The sequence below is a fragment of the Moritella sp. Urea-trap-13 genome (assembly GCF_002836355.1).
Classification (GTDB): Bacteria; Pseudomonadota; Gammaproteobacteria; order Enterobacterales; family Moritellaceae; genus Moritella.
The window spans coordinates 987,256-1,003,168 of sequence record NZ_PJCA01000031.1 but is presented as its reverse complement, the minus strand read 5'-3'; the positions used below and the strand labels follow the sequence as shown (position 1 = coordinate 1,003,168).

The 15,913-nt window shown below is 42.3% G+C and carries 16 protein-coding genes and 1 tRNA gene; 12 read left to right on the top strand and 5 right to left on the bottom strand.

Features of this window, described 5'->3' with window-relative positions; all coding sequences use genetic code 11:
* Position 1: 1 nt before the first annotated feature.
* Together CXF93_RS12525 and CXF93_RS12520 are read left to right on the top strand one after the other, a co-directional pair.
* Entirely contained in the window at positions 2-2,698 is a 2,697-nt protein-coding gene (locus CXF93_RS12525; protein WP_101062830.1) for an arsenate reductase (azurin) large subunit, read from the top strand.
* An 83-nt stretch (positions 2,699-2,781) separates the two neighbouring features.
* Complete coding sequence (locus CXF93_RS12520; protein ID WP_101062829.1) at positions 2,782-3,078, top strand: cytochrome c; 297 nt, start codon at positions 2,782-2,784, stop codon at positions 3,076-3,078.
* Positions 3,079-3,117: 39 nt separating this feature from the next.
* Here the strand turns inward: CXF93_RS12520 and CXF93_RS12515 are convergent, their stop codons facing one another.
* Complete coding sequence (locus tag CXF93_RS12515) at positions 3,118-3,591, bottom strand: glycine zipper 2TM domain-containing protein (RefSeq protein ID WP_101062828.1); 474 nt, start codon at positions 3,589-3,591, stop codon at positions 3,118-3,120.
* Between the two features lie 315 nt (positions 3,592-3,906).
* Here CXF93_RS12515 and def point away from each other — a divergent pair, with 315 nt between their 5' ends.
* From def to CXF93_RS12500, 3 genes are all read left to right on the top strand, one after another.
* Entirely contained in the window at positions 3,907-4,410 is a 504-nt protein-coding gene (gene def / locus CXF93_RS12510) for a peptide deformylase (protein ID WP_101062827.1), read from the top strand.
* Between the two features lie 34 nt (positions 4,411-4,444).
* Positions 4,445-5,107 (top strand): cold-shock protein, encoded by a 663-nt coding sequence (locus tag CXF93_RS12505; RefSeq protein ID WP_101062826.1) that lies wholly within the window; start codon positions 4,445-4,447, stop codon positions 5,105-5,107.
* 225 nt (positions 5,108-5,332) lie between these two features.
* Positions 5,333-6,142, top strand: coding sequence for a Cof-type HAD-IIB family hydrolase (locus CXF93_RS12500; protein ID WP_101062825.1), 810 nt, complete (start codon positions 5,333-5,335; stop codon positions 6,140-6,142).
* Between the two features lie 192 nt (positions 6,143-6,334).
* Here CXF93_RS12500 and CXF93_RS12495 read toward each other — a convergent pair whose 3' ends face one another.
* Positions 6,335-6,514, bottom strand: a complete 180-nt coding sequence (locus tag CXF93_RS12495; protein ID WP_101062824.1) for a hypothetical protein — start codon at positions 6,512-6,514, stop codon at positions 6,335-6,337.
* 78 nt (positions 6,515-6,592) lie between these two features.
* Here CXF93_RS12495 and CXF93_RS12490 point away from each other — a divergent pair, with 78 nt between their 5' ends.
* Positions 6,593-7,291, top strand: coding sequence for a metal-dependent hydrolase (locus tag CXF93_RS12490; RefSeq protein ID WP_101062823.1), 699 nt, complete (start codon positions 6,593-6,595; stop codon positions 7,289-7,291).
* A 66-nt stretch (positions 7,292-7,357) separates the two neighbouring features.
* Here the strand turns inward: CXF93_RS12490 and CXF93_RS12485 are convergent, their stop codons facing one another.
* Positions 7,358-7,717, bottom strand: a complete 360-nt coding sequence (locus CXF93_RS12485) for a DUF2750 domain-containing protein (RefSeq protein ID WP_101062822.1) — start codon at positions 7,715-7,717, stop codon at positions 7,358-7,360.
* Between the two features lie 295 nt (positions 7,718-8,012).
* Between CXF93_RS12485 and CXF93_RS12480 the strand changes: the two genes are divergently transcribed.
* From CXF93_RS12480 to CXF93_RS12470, 3 genes are all read left to right on the top strand, one after another.
* A tRNA-Ser gene (locus CXF93_RS12480) sits at positions 8,013-8,103 on the top strand.
* A gap of 122 nt (positions 8,104-8,225) precedes the next feature.
* The gene (locus tag CXF93_RS12475) at positions 8,226-9,713 is read left to right on the top strand and encodes an MATE family efflux transporter (protein ID WP_101062821.1); all 1,488 of its coding nucleotides are present in this window, start codon (positions 8,226-8,228) and stop codon (positions 9,711-9,713) included.
* Between the two features lie 143 nt (positions 9,714-9,856).
* Positions 9,857-11,050 (top strand): iron-containing alcohol dehydrogenase, encoded by a 1,194-nt coding sequence (locus CXF93_RS12470; RefSeq protein ID WP_101062820.1) that lies wholly within the window; start codon positions 9,857-9,859, stop codon positions 11,048-11,050.
* 142 nt (positions 11,051-11,192) lie between these two features.
* Here the strand turns inward: CXF93_RS12470 and CXF93_RS12465 are convergent, their stop codons facing one another.
* Positions 11,193-11,531: an FKBP-type peptidyl-prolyl cis-trans isomerase gene (locus CXF93_RS12465; RefSeq protein WP_101063348.1), complete on the bottom strand. Its 339-nt coding sequence runs from the start codon at positions 11,529-11,531 to the stop codon at positions 11,193-11,195.
* Positions 11,532-11,774: 243 nt separating this feature from the next.
* On the opposite strand from CXF93_RS12465, the gene thpR reads away from it, so the two are divergent.
* Together thpR and hspQ are read left to right on the top strand one after the other, a co-directional pair.
* Positions 11,775-12,311: an RNA 2',3'-cyclic phosphodiesterase gene (thpR, locus tag CXF93_RS12460; protein ID WP_157824449.1), complete on the top strand. Its 537-nt coding sequence runs from the start codon at positions 11,775-11,777 to the stop codon at positions 12,309-12,311.
* A gap of 93 nt (positions 12,312-12,404) precedes the next feature.
* Entirely contained in the window at positions 12,405-12,737 is a 333-nt protein-coding gene (gene hspQ / locus CXF93_RS12455) for a heat shock protein HspQ (RefSeq protein ID WP_101062818.1), read from the top strand.
* Positions 12,738-12,779: 42 nt separating this feature from the next.
* Here hspQ and murQ read toward each other — a convergent pair whose 3' ends face one another.
* The gene (gene murQ, locus CXF93_RS12450; RefSeq protein ID WP_101062817.1) at positions 12,780-13,673 is read right to left on the bottom strand and encodes an N-acetylmuramic acid 6-phosphate etherase; all 894 of its coding nucleotides are present in this window, start codon (positions 13,671-13,673) and stop codon (positions 12,780-12,782) included.
* An 81-nt stretch (positions 13,674-13,754) separates the two neighbouring features.
* Here murQ and CXF93_RS12445 point away from each other — a divergent pair, with 81 nt between their 5' ends.
* A complete protein-coding gene (locus CXF93_RS12445; protein WP_101062816.1) occupies positions 13,755-15,881 on the top strand; it encodes an ExeM/NucH family extracellular endonuclease in 2,127 nt (708 codons plus the stop codon).
* Positions 15,882-15,913 lie beyond the last annotated feature (32 nt).

The following is a 15,913-nucleotide window of genomic DNA, read 5'->3' as shown; positions in this document are numbered from 1 at the left end:
TATGACTACTAATTTTTATATTCCAGAAGACCATGCACCATTACCACCTGCAAACGCAGAGATCATCACCACAGCATGTGATTATTGTATTGTTGCCTGTGGTTACAAGGTTTACCGTTGGCCGTTAGAAAAAGCCAATGGTGGCCAAAAAGCCAGCGAAAATGCCTTTGGTATTGATTTTCCTAGTGCGCCACTGCAAGCCTGGGTGGCACCATCGCAACATAATGTGGTGATGCACCTAGGCAAGCCGCACCATATTGTTGTCGTGCCTGATAAAGACAGCACAGTAGTGAACAAAATGGGTGACTCGTCAATGCGCGGCGGTCTATTAGCGCAAAAAGTCTATAACCCATCAACGGGTACGCGCGATCGCTTAACCCAACCGTTAGTGCGTATCGGTGGTAGCTTACAGCCTGTGCCCTGGGATTTTGCCTTGGATATTGCCGCTGAAGTCGGTAGTTACGTGATTGATAAGCATGGTACTAATGCTTATGGCGTGAAAACATTCTCGTATCAATATATTGAAAATACCTATGCCATTACTAAATATGCCCTGCGCCATATTAATACCGCGAACTTTAGTTTTCATGATACGCCATCAGATGTAACGTCTACACCGGGTTTCCGTGATGCTGGTTTTGATAACTTTGGTCCTAGTTATGATGATTGGGGCGCTGCGGATACCTTAATGGTTTGTGGTACTGACCCGTATGAAACCAAAACTATTCTGTTTACGCAGTTTATGATGCCTGCTATTCAACGAGGTATGAAAACGGTGATCTTGAATCCAAGAGAAACCGCCGGTATTGCTTACATGAAGAAACATGGCGGCTTGCATATCGATCTGAATCCGGGTTCTGACAACTTGGTGGTTGGCGCGATATTACGTGTGATCATGGACAATGGTTGGCAGGATGATGAATGGATTGATAAATGGGTAAATAACAAATGGGAATCTAACTCTGGTTTTGGTCAAGGTACCCGTAATACGCCTTGGCAGTGGCGTACCACTTGGGGAAAATTCCAAACTGATGGCTTTGACGATTATAAAAAATGGAACAAGGCCCAGTCAGAGTTCGATCCGCAATATGCCGCTAAAATGGCCGGTATTGATGTTGCTAAGATCTACAAAGCCGCTGAAATGATGGCTAAGCCAGTGAATGGCGTACGTCCAAAAACATCGATTGGCATTGAGAAAGGTTTTTATTGGTCAAACAATACCGCCAATACGAATGCCATCTCAACATTAGCAACCGTTGTCGGTGCTGGTGGTCGAGAAGGGCAGGTTGTTGGTCGTTTTGGTGGTCACCAACGTGGTGGTCAATCAGGCGGTAAATTACCGCGTAACAAGTCACCAGAGAAAGTACCGGGTCGTCGCCGCAGAGCGCTTGATACTGACCGTTATTTATATTCAGGTCATACGCGTTTTGCCCATGTTATTGGTACCACGTGGATCCAATCTATGTGTGGTAGCCAAGGCCTGCAGAAGAAGTTCTGGGAACTAGTTACGTCGAACCCGCATCAGGTCTATAGCTACGACAAACAAGAGATCATCGATACCTTGAAGAAGCGTGCTGACTCGGGTGGCATGGTGGTGATTAACCAAGACATATATCTGCGTGATCCGATTGGTGCCAAGTTTGCTGATATTGTCTTTCCTGCTGCGACGTGGGGAGAGGTGGACTTTATGCGTGCCAATGGCGAGCGCCGTCTACGCCTTTATCAAAAATTTAATGATGCCCCAGGACAAGCAAAACCCGATTGGTGGATTGTCGGGCAATTGGCTAAACGTATGGGCTTTGATGGTTTTGATTGGGAAAATTCTAACGATGTTGCAGAAGAAGCATCACGCTTTAGTCGCGGCAGTCGTAAAGATTTCAATATGATCAAAGTGGCTGCCCATGCCGAAGGTAAAACCTTACATCAGAAACTAAAAGAGTACGGTACCACAGGTATTCAAGGGCCGGTGTTCTATAACTACGATACCAAAGAGTTAGTGGGCACAAAACGTTTGCATGATACTGAAATGACGGCTGAAACATTAGCTGAAAAAGGTTTAACTAATGGTCCACAAGGTCAAAACGTATTGAAGAAACAACTTACCGCGTTTAATAGTCAAACCGGTAAGATCAATCTGCAGAAACACCCTTGGGATCTGTTCAGTGATTTTTATGCTTGGTTACAACCAAGAGAAGATGAACTGTGGTTCTCTAATGGTCGTGTAAACGAAATTTGGCAATCAGGTTTTGATGATGTTGAACGTCGTGCTTATACAGCACAACGCTGGCCTGAAAACTGGGTTGAGATCCACCCTGAAGATGCCAAGCAACGCGGTATTGAATCAGGTGATCAAGTGATGATGTATTCTGATCGTGTGGCTAATTTCAAAGATACTATTTTGGGTGTGAAAGGTGATGACTTCCAATTCAGCAGTTTGCTGAAAAACGGTCATATCCAACTGGATAAAGCCGCGGTGACGGCGGTAGCCATTGTGACATCAGCCACTAAGAAAGGGGCGCTGTATGCCAATATGATTGATATGCGCCAGCCATCGAATTCACTGACCACACGCGTAGTTGACCAGATCAGTGGTAACTACAACTTTAAGATGGGTGTATCGAAAATCAGGAAGATCGGCGAATCTAAATACAAACATGAATTCCGTGCGTTCTCTTTTGCACCGCGAAATATTGTTTAACTTTATTGCGGTTTTGGATTAAGCGTATTTGGGCTGGCAACGGCCCTTTAAAATACATGAAAATAGTAATAAGGATGATTAAAATGAAAAAACTGTCTCTCGCTATGTTATTGAGTATGTTGGCTATTCCAGTGTCCGCAGCAGACATTGATGCAGGTAAAGCGAAATCGGGCATGTGTGCAGCTTGCCATGGTGGTGCGGGGATCTCTGCGGTACCTATGTATCCGAACCTTGCAGGGCAGAAAGCAATGTACCTGACCAAGCAGCTGAAAGATTTTAAATCCGGTAAACGCCAAGACCCAACAATGAAAGGCATGTCCATGGCATTGTCTGATAGCGATATTGCTAACGTTTCTGCCTATTATGCCAGTCTTAAGTAGTTTGTAATAGGTAATAAGTAGCTAGGTGGTATTGCGTGATCAATTCAGCGGTACAACGCGCGCCGTATCACCTTGTTGGTTTACTTGAACCTGCTGGTCGACTCTAAATAGCATGTTAGGGTCGACTTCTTGTACCACTGAAATAATCTTTCCTGAATCAAGCCTAATGGTTAAATTAACCCCGTGACGTTTGGTTATGCCTTGTGCGGCTTTGTTACCTGCCACGCCGCCGATGATGGCACCCCCGATAGCTGCAATATCAGATCCAGAACCGCCACCGACTTTAGACCCCAAGATCCCCCCGACAGCGCCGCCTGCAATTGTCCCCACAGTACGACTGCCTTTATCACCTTCAATGTTCACTGGCGCGGTACTAATCACCACCCCATAATAAACTGTCTGCACTTTTCGCGTATCAGCAACATCGTAGCTGTCGCCATAAGGATTACTTGAACAGCCAAGATTAATCGTGTTTATTGCCAACAAAGGTATGAGTAGATAATATGCTTTCATCACATGTCCTATTCCGTTTATCGTATTCTAAGCGCTTTATGCTATTTAAATAATGGCTATTAATAATCCAATACGATATTGAGGTAATAATACTAAGTGTAGTTAAAAAGACATGACAGATAATGTTAATAGTTAAAAAACATGCTGTTAAGGCATAGATTTGCCATCAATATGAAACAAATATGTATAAGTTTCATATATCTCTATGTAATCGGTATTTATAAACTAGAAACTACACCCAATTGTAGGCTATAATGTGGCGCTTAAAATATGCACGTTTGTAATAAATAAACAAGAACCGGGATTTAAAAACATATGGCAGTATTAACTATTCTTACGGCACCAAACAAAAAATTAGAGATACCAGCTGAACAAGTAGCAGATGTAAGTACAGTTCAAACATTGATTGATGACATGCTTGATACAATGTACAAAACAGACGACGGTATTGGTCTTGCTTCAACGCAAGTAGGTCGTAAAGAAGCCGTTGTTGTTATTGATATTTCAGAGGGTCGTAATGAACCTATGGTATTAATCAACCCTGTTGTTGTTGAAGGTGAGAACATCGAATCAGGTCAAGAAGGCTGTTTATCTATTCCTGGTTTCTATGCTGATGTTGCACGTTATACGAAAGTGAAAGTAACGGCATTGGATCGTGAAGGTAACGCAGTTGAAATTAATGACGATGGCTTCTTAGCGATTGCAATGCAACACGAAATTGATCATCTGAAAGGTACGCTTTTTATTGATTACTTATCGCCGTTGAAAAAGAAAATGGCATTAAAGAAAGTTAAAAAAGCAATTAAAGAAATGGACTAATAAGGTCTGAGAAAGACTGAAGGAGCTAAGTTAAGTGAAAGGAAAAATTATATCGTACATTTCTGCAAAGAAGTTTGGTTTTATTTGTGGCGATGATGGCGAGAGTTATTTCTTACATGTGTCGAGCTTGCTCGATAAAGCCAATGAATCTAAATTGGTGAAGGATGTTGTCGTTGAGTTTGAACCAACAGATACACCAAAAGGCCTTGCCGCAAAACAAGTACACGTACCGGATGTTAACTTTAAAAAACAGTTAGTTGCTTTTTTTACAGCTAAAAGCAATCAACCAAGATACGGGCATGTTGTTGCAAGACATACACTGAGCACACGTTTCTTTAAAGATCAAAACGAAGGTCGTAGCCATATTAAAAAATTGGCGGCAGACATAGGTTGTAATGCTATTTTAAATACAAATGTAGAAAAGGTTACCTTCCCTGAAGGTGGCGAAGATCTTACTATGTATTCATTTAGCGGTGACTTTGCATTAGTGACAGAAGATGTTCCGTGTAATAACGATACGGAATGTAATGAGTCTGTCGCTATCATTGAAACCAATGTTGCAGCCGTAGCAGGGCAGTTCCAACGTGTAAGTAATACTGAAATTAAAGCGAAAGCGAAGCAATTACGTAAATTTAACCCGCTGCTATTAGTAGGTGCGGTTGTTATTCTAGGTGCTGTTTTCGCCATTTCTATCTAGCACGTTAATACAGAAATAGCTTAATGTTATTGAGCTAAACCTGTCTTTTGACATGATTTGAATATCAAGCGGTGGTATTGAGTTAACTCGATACCACCGTTTTTTTATGTGTATTAATTACAATAAAGTGTGACGCGCCAGCTGTATTTTGTATTTACTGCTGAACCCTCTACCCCTTTGTTGTAATATAACTACAATATGTTGTTGGTAATTTCCTGAGGTTGTATGTATAAATTAATCGCGTTAGATATGGATGGTACTTTACTTAATTCTCAAGGTGCTATTTCACCGCGTAATAAACAAGCTATTCTTGCTGCAATAGCGCAGGGTACACGTGTAGTACTGGCTTCAGGTCGACCACTTGAAGGGATGAGTTGGGCACTCGAAGAATTAGGTATGACAGGTAAAGATGATTATGTAGCTTGTTACAATGGCAGCTTAGTGTATCAAGTCGAAGATAAGACATTGTTACGCAGCCAGACGGTAACGGGCGCAGATGCCAAAAGACTTGCTGAGTTAGCGACTGAGCTAGGCGTACATGTGCATGCGTTTTCATTAAAAGCCGGTCTGATCACCCCGAAACATAATTATTATACAGATCATGAAGCTAAAATTAATGGTCTGTCGATCACTGAAGTGGACTTTAGTACCTTAAGTGATGATGAAGCAATGCTAAAAGTAATGATGATTGATGAGCCTGAAAAGCTATCAGCCGCTATTGCGCAGCTACCTGCCTCAATTTATCAGCAATATAATATTTTGCAAAGCGCACCGTTCTTTTTAGAATTCTTGCATACCGACAGTCACAAAGGTATCGGTGTTAAAGCCATTGCAGACCAGTTTGGTATCCACGCAGATAACGTGATTTGTATGGGTGATGCGGGTAACGATAAGCAAATGTTGGAATACGCCGGACTAGGTGTGGCAATGGATAATGCCAGTGATGACATTAAAGCCATCGCGGATCATATTACCGCAGGTCATAACGACGACGGTGTGGCACTGGTTATTGAAGCGTTTGTGTTAAATAAATAGCGCCTAATGAGTATCGAGCGCCAATAGCATTTAATGGGTCATGTTAGTGTAACGCGGCCGATTTACTATTAGCTCTCGATTAACTGCTCGCTAACTATGCAGTAATCATTCACTGATCACTCAGTAATCATACTGTCACTGTCCAATCGCGAGATGCAGCATGTATTGGACAGTCGCTAACTAAACCTTTAGTTAGCCTTTAATTTCTTCGAATTTTTCTATGATAGCGTCTTTATTTTCAAAAAGATCTCCAAGCTTTTCCTGTACTTGCTCGAATCCATCACTTTCTACGATACTATTTATTTCGTCAGTGTAGTTAATGCCGATATAAATACCCAGACCGATTAAAGCGATAGCGATAAGTTTAAACATAATAATTCCATTGTGATGATTAATTAATTCTTATTTATCATATAATAGCAGCATTAAACTCTATTTTAAAAGACAACAATGGCAAATTTTAATACACACCTTAATGTAGCCGCATTGATAACAGGTGTTTGTTCTGCAAGTTTAGTTGCGGCTGGCCACATTGAACTTGATACCGCTGTTTGGCTGTGGTTTCTTGGTACGATAGGTGGATTATTACCTGATATTGACTCGGACAACTCAACTTCTCTCGATACCATATTTAACCTCTTTGCGTTTGCCATCATCCTTATTATTATGCGTTATATGACCAGTGACGATTTTGATGACTTGAGTTTTGCCGAGGTTATCGTGGTACCAGTGCTGACTTATGCGGTAATGAAGTACGGATTAAGGACTATTTTTGAGCGTTTGACTGTACATAGAGGTAGTTGCCATACCTTGCTGTTTTTAGCCTTGTGTGGCTTAGCGACAACGCAGCTGATTGCTAATGTTGATGGTATTGATACTGATAAGGCGGATAGGCTAGCTTGGTTATCTGGTGGCTTTGTATTTTTAGGTGGATTAGTACATTTAATGTTAGATGAAATCTACAGCGTTGATCTCCGTAACATTCGGATTAAACGTTCATTTGGTACTGCGTTGAAATTAGTCGACTTGGACAGCAAATTATTGATGTTAGTAATGATGCTAGCGGTGGCGGCTCTTTGGAATATGACGCCTGAAGTAGGCAGTACATTGGCGATGTTGAGCGATTGGTCGATGTTTATTTTGTTTTAAACGGGGCATAAGTGCTTAACAGGTTAAGCTAAGCACTTTATTTACAGTATTAACCGATTTGGCGAATTAAAGCTTTTCGATTGCTACAACTGATTCTGTGAATGCATTGAGTTCAAGTTCTGCACATTCGCCTTCAGATTCCCAGTTAAGACCAACAATAACGTTATCTTCGTTTAGGTCTTCAATCCAAAATTCAAGTAGGTCTGAAACAGGGATAGCTGTTGGTTTGAATTCGTTCCATTCATCGCAGCAATGTACTTGTGCTAGCGCTTCAGTAGACCAAATTGGCATAGCATCTGTATTTTCGAAGTTAACCGAATCACATACAACCCAATCTTCACCTGTTTTGTCTTGTAAGCCCCAAACCTGTTGGCTTGGTTTAACGTCAGCAAAGAATTTAGTTATTATTGGATTTGTTTCTGTCATGAGATTCTCTTTGTATTGGGATAATTTGAATTACTATTATTTGTAAATAGCAGTACTGCGGGCAGTATACGGATAACAGCGCCAATAGTCAGTAAATATACTGAACCGTGGAGATTGGTAAGTTGAAGGGGCTGGCTAGAATGTTTCTGCAGGGGATGTGCGTTTAATTAATCAACACTTTGACCTAATTACAACGTGCTTAGGCTTAAAATACAACGTAAAGCGAACTGTTTGAGTTAATTAGGCTTTTGATATTTACAATGTATGCAAGCTTCTATATTATTCGAACTGCTGCGGAGGGGTGGCAGAGTGGCCGAATGCACTGGTCTTGAAAACCAGCAGGGGTTAATAGCTCCTCGAGAGTTCAAATCTCTCCTCCTCCGCCATCTAATTAGAGAAGCCGGAACTTATTCATTTAAGTTCCGGCTTTTTGCTTTCTGTATTGCGCTATGTAATACACAATGTTACTAATAGTAATTCTATTCCCCATTTATTATTCAGACTTCTTATGACCACAGCTAAGTTTACCCAAGGCTCTACTTTGTCTCATATTATTTATATGAGCTCGACAGGTGCTATCGGTTTAACCTGCCTATTTCTAGTCGATTTACTGGATCTGTTTTATCTCAGTTTACTTGGCGAACAACACTTAGCCGCCGCGGTTGGTTATGCGGGGACAGTGGCATTCTTTACCACGTCAATATCTATTGGCTTGTCTATTGCGATGGGGGCATTAGTGTCTAAAGCCTTGGGGCAGGGCAAGCGTGAGAGCGCGCGCTCTTATGTCACCAATATCAGTATCGTGACCATTTTTGTTTCCTTGCTCATCATGGTGCTAACTTGGCTTAATATTGAAACGCTATTGAGTTTACTGGGGGCAAAGGGCGAAACTTTACGTTTAGGCACAATGTATTTACAAATCTTGGTGCCTTCGATGCCACTGATGTCGGTGGCTATGTCACTGGGCGCAAGTTTACGTGCTGTCGGTGATGGTAAGTTATCTATGCTATCAACCATAGGTGGTGGTTTGGTTAACGCGGTATTAGATCCGATCTTCATTTTTACCTTAAGCATGGGCATTGAAGGCGCGGCGATTGCCAGTGTCTTAGCCCGTTGTGCGGTATTTGCCTTGTCATTTTATGGGGTCTATTCCAAGCATAAACTGCTCGGCAGTTGGTACATTGATAGTTTTAAAAAACAACTCCCCTTTATCATGGCTATCGCTTTACCGGCGATGCTCACCAATGTGGCAACCCCCATAGGTAATGCCTTTGTTACTCGTAGTATTGCCGAATTTGGTGATAGTTTCATGGCGGGTTATGCCACCATTAACCGTATTCTACCGGTTGCCTTTGGCATGATCTTCGCGTTGTCGGGGGCAATTGGTCCAATCTTAGGGCAAAACTACGGCGCTAAATTAATGCCTAGGGTACGTAAAAGCCTCAAAGACGCACTCTGGTTCTGTACCGGTTATGTGGTGATGGTTTCTTTAATTTTATTTTTAATTGAAGATTACTTGATCAGTGGTTTTAACCTGACTGGTGATGCGGTTGAAGTGGTGACCTTGTTCTGCCGTTTATTAGCGCTGACGTTTATTTTTAATGGCATGATGTTTATTGCTAACGCCAGCTTTAACAACCTCGGGAAACCGAAATACTCAACCTGGTTTAACATGGGTAAAGCGACATTGGGTACTATCCCATTTGTGCTTGTCGGTGCCGAACTTGCTGGGGTAAAAGGTATCTTAATCGGCCAAGCGCTAGGCTCGGTATTCTTCGGTATTGCTTCTATCCTGCTGGCATTTAAGTTAATCAAACAAAAAGAAGGTAAGACCGACCGCGATCAAGAATTTGCAGATAAACTGACAGAAGTGACAACGACATCGATGGTTAACCCGTTATCCTCAGGATGCTCACAGTTGGCTATGTACAGCGAAGAATATGACAGTAAAGGTTGTAATCTATTGTTGGCGGATAATGATAACAAAGCAAAATAGTAAGTATGTATACTATAAATTAGACCTGTTTAAAGCGAAGTCATTAAAAGCGGTTATCGAGCTGAATTAGGGTAATAACTTTAATCAACTGCTGTAAACTATCGTGTTACTTCGCATGACGTATTAATTAAAATGGAAAATTTATGTTGCATCAAACTGTTATAAAAATTCGCGAACAAGCAAATAAACTGGTGCCAATCCCATTACCTAAGCTGATTGAAGGCGAGGGTGCTATTACCCAAACGGCGCAGGCGTTAACAGAGCTCGGTGGTATTAAACCACTGATCGTAACAGATGCGATGTTAGTGAAGTTAGGTATCGCCAAACACTTAACGGATGTCTTGGATGCGGCCAATATTAACTATGCACTGTTTGACCAAGTGACACCCGATCCAACCTTACAATTGATTGCGAATGGCTTGCAAGAGTACAAACAACAGGGTTGTGACAGTGTAATTGCCTTAGGTGGCGGTTCACCAATGGATTGCGCCAAAGCGATAGCTGCTGCTGCGGTGAAAAATGTCGATGCCAGAAAACTAGTTGGTATGTTACGTGTGCGTAAAGCACTGCCGCCATTTATTGCTATTCCGACGACTGCAGGTACAGGCTCAGAAGCGACTGTTGTTGCTGTGGTGACAGACCCAGATAAAAAGCAAAAATTTACTATTGTGGATCCAAGTTTAGTGCCTGCTGTGGCGATCCTTGATCCGCTATTAATGCTCGGACTGCCGGTTAAGATCACCGCTGAAACGGGTATCGATGCGTTAACCCACGCAGTTGAGTCTTATATTGGTTGTCATGCCTCTGAGCAAACTAAAGCCTATGGTTATGATGCGGTAAAACGTATTTTCGCTAATCTACCAATCGCCTATGCAGATGGCAGTAATATCGAAGCACGACGTCAAATGTCAATTGCCAGCTTTAATGCTGGTGTGGCGTTTACCCGAGCATCGATTGGTTATGTGCATGCTATTGCCCATCAAATGGGCGGTTATTATCATATACCCCATGGTCTGGCTAATGCGGTTATCTTACCGCATGTACTGGAATTCTCGTTTGAAAACGCATTATGTCGTTATGCTGAATTGGCTATCGCGGCAGGGCTAGCGACCAGTGACGACTCGCAAGTTGCAGCGGCGCATAAGTTTGTTGCGGGTGTGAAAGTCTTGAACAAAACTTTGAATATTCAAGCTGATTTCCCTGAGCTTAAACAGCAGGACATTGCGGCACTGGCTAAACGCGCAGTCAGAGAAGCGTATTGTGAGTACCCTGTGCCGAAGTTGATGAACACAGCACAATGTGAGAGCTTGTTGAAGAAGTTATTACCGGTGAGTTAACTGCGCTGGGATAGATGATGCTTAATGCTATTAATTAATGTCGCGACGTAGTGATGTAGTGTGCAATACAAGGGTGATAATTACTGATTATATGAAGACATTCATCACGATATATTTATCGGTATGAATGTCTTTTTTTGTATTAGTCGTCGCGAGTTAGTACTTCAAGTAATTCAATTTCAAAACTTAAGTCTGAATGGGCAGGGATCACCGACCCCATTTGACGTTCGCCATAAGCCAACTCTGATGGTACGAACAGTTTACGTTTACCGCCCACTTTCATACCCATAATACCTTGATCCCAACCTTTAATAACACGGCCAGTACCAATCACACATTGAAACGGTTTACCTTTGTCGTAAGACGAATCAAATTGGGTACCGTCATTTAAAAATCCACGGTATTGCGTCATGATCAAAGCACCTTTCACGGCTTCTTTACCTTCGCCAATTTTGATGTCTGTTATTTGTAATTCTGTCATATAGTTCATCTCATTAAAGTGAATCTCATTAAAGTTCATCGAGGTAGATTAGAACTTTATGATGCTGGAATGAAGAGAGCTTATCATTAAATGCTTTCAGGTGTATTTAGAAATGCGCTTTCGAGATGAAAACAGACAGTCAGTTATAATTAATAGATAAGCTCCTTGTTAATTGTGAGTCTAATGATAACGCTATGTGCTATGTGCTATGTGCTATGTGCTATGTGCTATGTGGAGGGAAATATGCCAAGATTATTTACTGCGATAGAAGTCTCGAGTGATGTCGGTCATGAGTTGAATAAGCTTTTTTCTAAGACAGAGCAGATCCCTGTTCAGACTGTAAAACACATAACACTGAGATTTATCGGTAACGTCACTGAGGCAGAGGCGTCAGCTATTGAGCTCGAATTAATATCTGTAAATGTTAAACCGTTCAACTTGATGCTGACTGGTTGTCAATTTTTCAAATCTCGTGGCGCTAAGGTCATTTTCGTTACTAGTGTAATGCAAACCGAGGCACTTACTGAGCTTCATCAACTCATCTCTAGGGTATTGCTGCATCGCGGAATAAAAGTAGAGGAACGTAAATTCGTGCCACATATTACACTCGCGCGCATTAATAGACCGAGTGAGGCCTTGATTGATTTACTATTAGAAAAGGGAAAACGTGTGTCAACTGAGTTATCAGTGACTGGATTTGTATTATATTGTTCTGAGCTCGAGCCCAGACCATCATATATTAAGCGTAGGGAATATATATTCACTAAACTTAATACATGATATGTAATTAAGCCCGTATTGTTCATGATGAGATCAACATGATTGCAGCTGCGGCCATCTCACGATTCGTTTCGTTGAACTAGGGAGCAGAAAATGACAAATTCGAAATGCAATATTGTTATGACTAAGTACTCTATTGGTGATTTAGTTCATCACAAATTATTTGACTACCGCGGGGTCGTTATTGACGTAGACCCGTATTTTCAATTACCTGAAGAATGGTACGAAACGGTTGCTCGCAGTCGACCGCCGAAAGATAAACCTTGGTATCATGTACTTGTTGATGATTCGACAAGTTTGACTTACGTAGCAGAGACAAATTTGGAAGTTGACCTGAGTGGAACCAAAATAAATCACCCAATGGTTAATGAACTATTTACTGATTTACAAAATGGGCACTACATAGGTGTGAACAAAGCTAACTGATTATAGAAGATAGGACTGAGCATCATCAGTCCTATCTTGTGTTTATGACGTTAAAGCCTGGCGTAAGAAGCCCTGATTTTCTGCTAACTGTTGCGTTGCCGTCACATAATCAACCCCGTTCAGTTCCATTAAAATGGCGGATTTTACATGTTGCTTGCCTTGTACCAATAAGGCCTGCGCACGCTCGCGATCGACGCCAGTGACATCCATGATGATGTTTTCACTGCGGGTGATTAACTTTTCATTCGAGGTTTTCACATCGACCATCAAGTTTTGATAAACCTTACCAGTACGTACCATAGCGCCAGTGCTGAGCATGTTCAGCACCAATTTTTGTGCTGTGCCAGCTTTCATACGGCTTGAACCAGTTAATACTTCCGCACCGACAACTGGGGTGATGGCAATTTTAGCCAGAGTAGATATTGGCGAGTTATCATTACAGCTGATGGCGATAGTGTCACAACCGAATTTATTGGCAAAGCTTAAACCGCCAATCACATAAGGTGTGCGACCTGATGCGGCGATACCCACGACAACATCTTGCGGGGTTAATTGGATTTTCTCTAAGTCGACTTGCGCCGCGTTAATATCATCTTCTGCGCCTTCCTGGGCTTTAAACATCGCAGCTTCACCACCGGCGATAATACCTTGCACTTGCTGGTGGCCAACACCAAAGGTCGGTGGACATTCAGATGCATCTAATACTCCTAGGCGACCAGATGTACCAGCGCCAATATAAATCAAGCGTCCGTTTTGTTGAAAAGCATGGGCGATCATGTCAATTGCAGCGGCAATAAGCGGGAGTTCAAGCTTAATGGCTTGTGTGACTTTGTCATCTTCACTGTTGAATAGCTTAACAAGTTCTAATGTTGAAAGTTGATCTAGGTTAGCACTTGCTGAATTTCTTTGTTCAGAAGTAAGCGATTTTATATCCATAGTAACTACACTCATACAGCACGAGACGCAGGGTCTAATGAAAGGATTGATGGTGATGATTCTAAAACAGAAGTGTAGAGAATGCTAGGGGGTTTATTGCGCGGTGCGATCAGCATTATATTGACCATGAATGCTGCCTTAGCCGATGAGTTATTGCATAAACAGCAGCCTGTTTTATGTGTTGGTGAGAACAGCTCGATTAGTCAATTACAGGGCGAGGGCAAGCGTTCACCTTTTGTAAATAAAAACAGTAAAAAGTCCTATCGCAGTGACAAGGTATTTACTGTGCAAGGGGTGGTGACTAAATTAAAGCTGGGGCGAGAAGCGGGCTTTTTTATCCAGCAAACCACGAACACGCCACTTAGTCTGGCTTCAACAGGGATTTTTGTTAGCACGGACACGTTCAGCAATATTAAACTGGATACTAGCGTTTGTGTCAGCGGGTTTGTTGAAGAATACTATGGCATGACGCGGTTACAACCGACTGCTGACGTTCAAACCCTCGCCAGTGCGGTGAGCGTAAAGCCGACCAATATCATGGTGGCGACAGCGGATACTGACTTTAGCCAAACGCTAGAGCGTTATGAAGGCATGAAAGTACGCTTGGTCAATGCTACCGATATGCGGGTAACTAAACCGTTACATTATATTCACCGCTGGCAGCGTTACAGCATTATCCTTAGCCATCAACGGATTAATCTGCATCCCAATACCACGGCTTGGCCTGGTAGTATCGCTGCTGACCAACAAGCGTTAGCGAATAAACAGCGGCGCTTATATTTACAGCTAGCATCTGGGGAATCACTGACCTCAAGTCTAGATTACATGCGGGTTAATGACAGGGTATCGGGTATTGTCGGTGTGATCACCTTTAGTTATGGCGAGTTTAGATTACTGGTCGATGACGGATTATCGCAAGCGCGGTTTCAACATATCAGCGACAGAGAAACCTTAGCGCCACGCACTGATAATCATTTGCGTATCGCCAGTTTCAATTTATTAAATTATTTCAATAGCGCCGCGGGTGGTGGCATTAACCCATTAAGGCAAAATCGTGGCGCCAGGACTTTGTCTGCGCTGCGTAAACAAGAAGTGCAATTGCGGGATGCCATAGTGGCGCTTGATGCTGATTTTATTGGTTTGATGGAAATGGAGAATAATGGCTTTGCTAAGCAGTCGGCGATAAGGCGCTTGCTAGGGTTGGTGAATCAAGCGATAACCGAGCCAAGTAAACATTATGCCGTGCTAAAACCGCCTAAATCAACCTTACATCAAGGGCGGTTTTTGGGTACTGGCGCGATCACGGTGGCTGGGTTTTATCGTCCCACTAAGCTAAAAATGATTAATACGCGCGTTATTGAATTACCGATACAACGCAGTCACTTAGGCAATGCCTATCATCGACCAGCCCTGACCGCGACATTTATGCGTTTAAATTATGGTGTTGGTATCGATGGAGATAGAGAAGATGATCAGGAGCGAAATAGGCTGCTAACTAAGCAGAAAGGTAAACGCCTGACCATAAGTGTGAACCATTTCAAATCTAAAGGCTCTAAATGTTTCGAGGATAGGCAACGAGCGGCCATTACCAAGAAGTTAAAGCGTAACCGCAATATATATAAGCAATCATTAGACCTATGGCAACGGGCTGAGCGCGAGGTCGATAGGCAAGGACATTGCGCGCAGTTTAGAGCGACAGCGGCGAGTGTATTGGCACAAGCGTTAGCTAACGAGTCTGGTAGTAAGATTATTCTTGGTGACCTGAATAGCTATCCTCAAGAAGATCCACTGTTGCTATTAACGGACTATGATCCTGCGCGTTATGGCTATTATAATATCGCCCACAGTGAATATAATTACTCAGGAAAAAGGCTACTGACAGCTGAATCGTTAGTTGGATCTAAAGCCGTCACGGGGTTTGGTTATCATGATCCATTCGTTAATCATCCGAATGACAGTTGGACATATTCTTTCAATGCTTTGGGGCGTTTAGACTATATCTTATTAAGCCCTGATCTGGTGTCGAGCTTAGTGACTAAAAAGGTGTGGCACATCAATGCGGCGGAAAGTCGCTTGCTGAGTGATCGAGAAGTACTAAAGCAAGGTCGTTCGTGGGATAATCGTCGCGCTGGTTTAGATAGCATGATAAATATAAAACCAGTTTTTTCCTCTTCAGATCACGAACCTTTGTTTATTGAACTGAAATAAATCTGACGATATGACACGATGTTGATGATTTA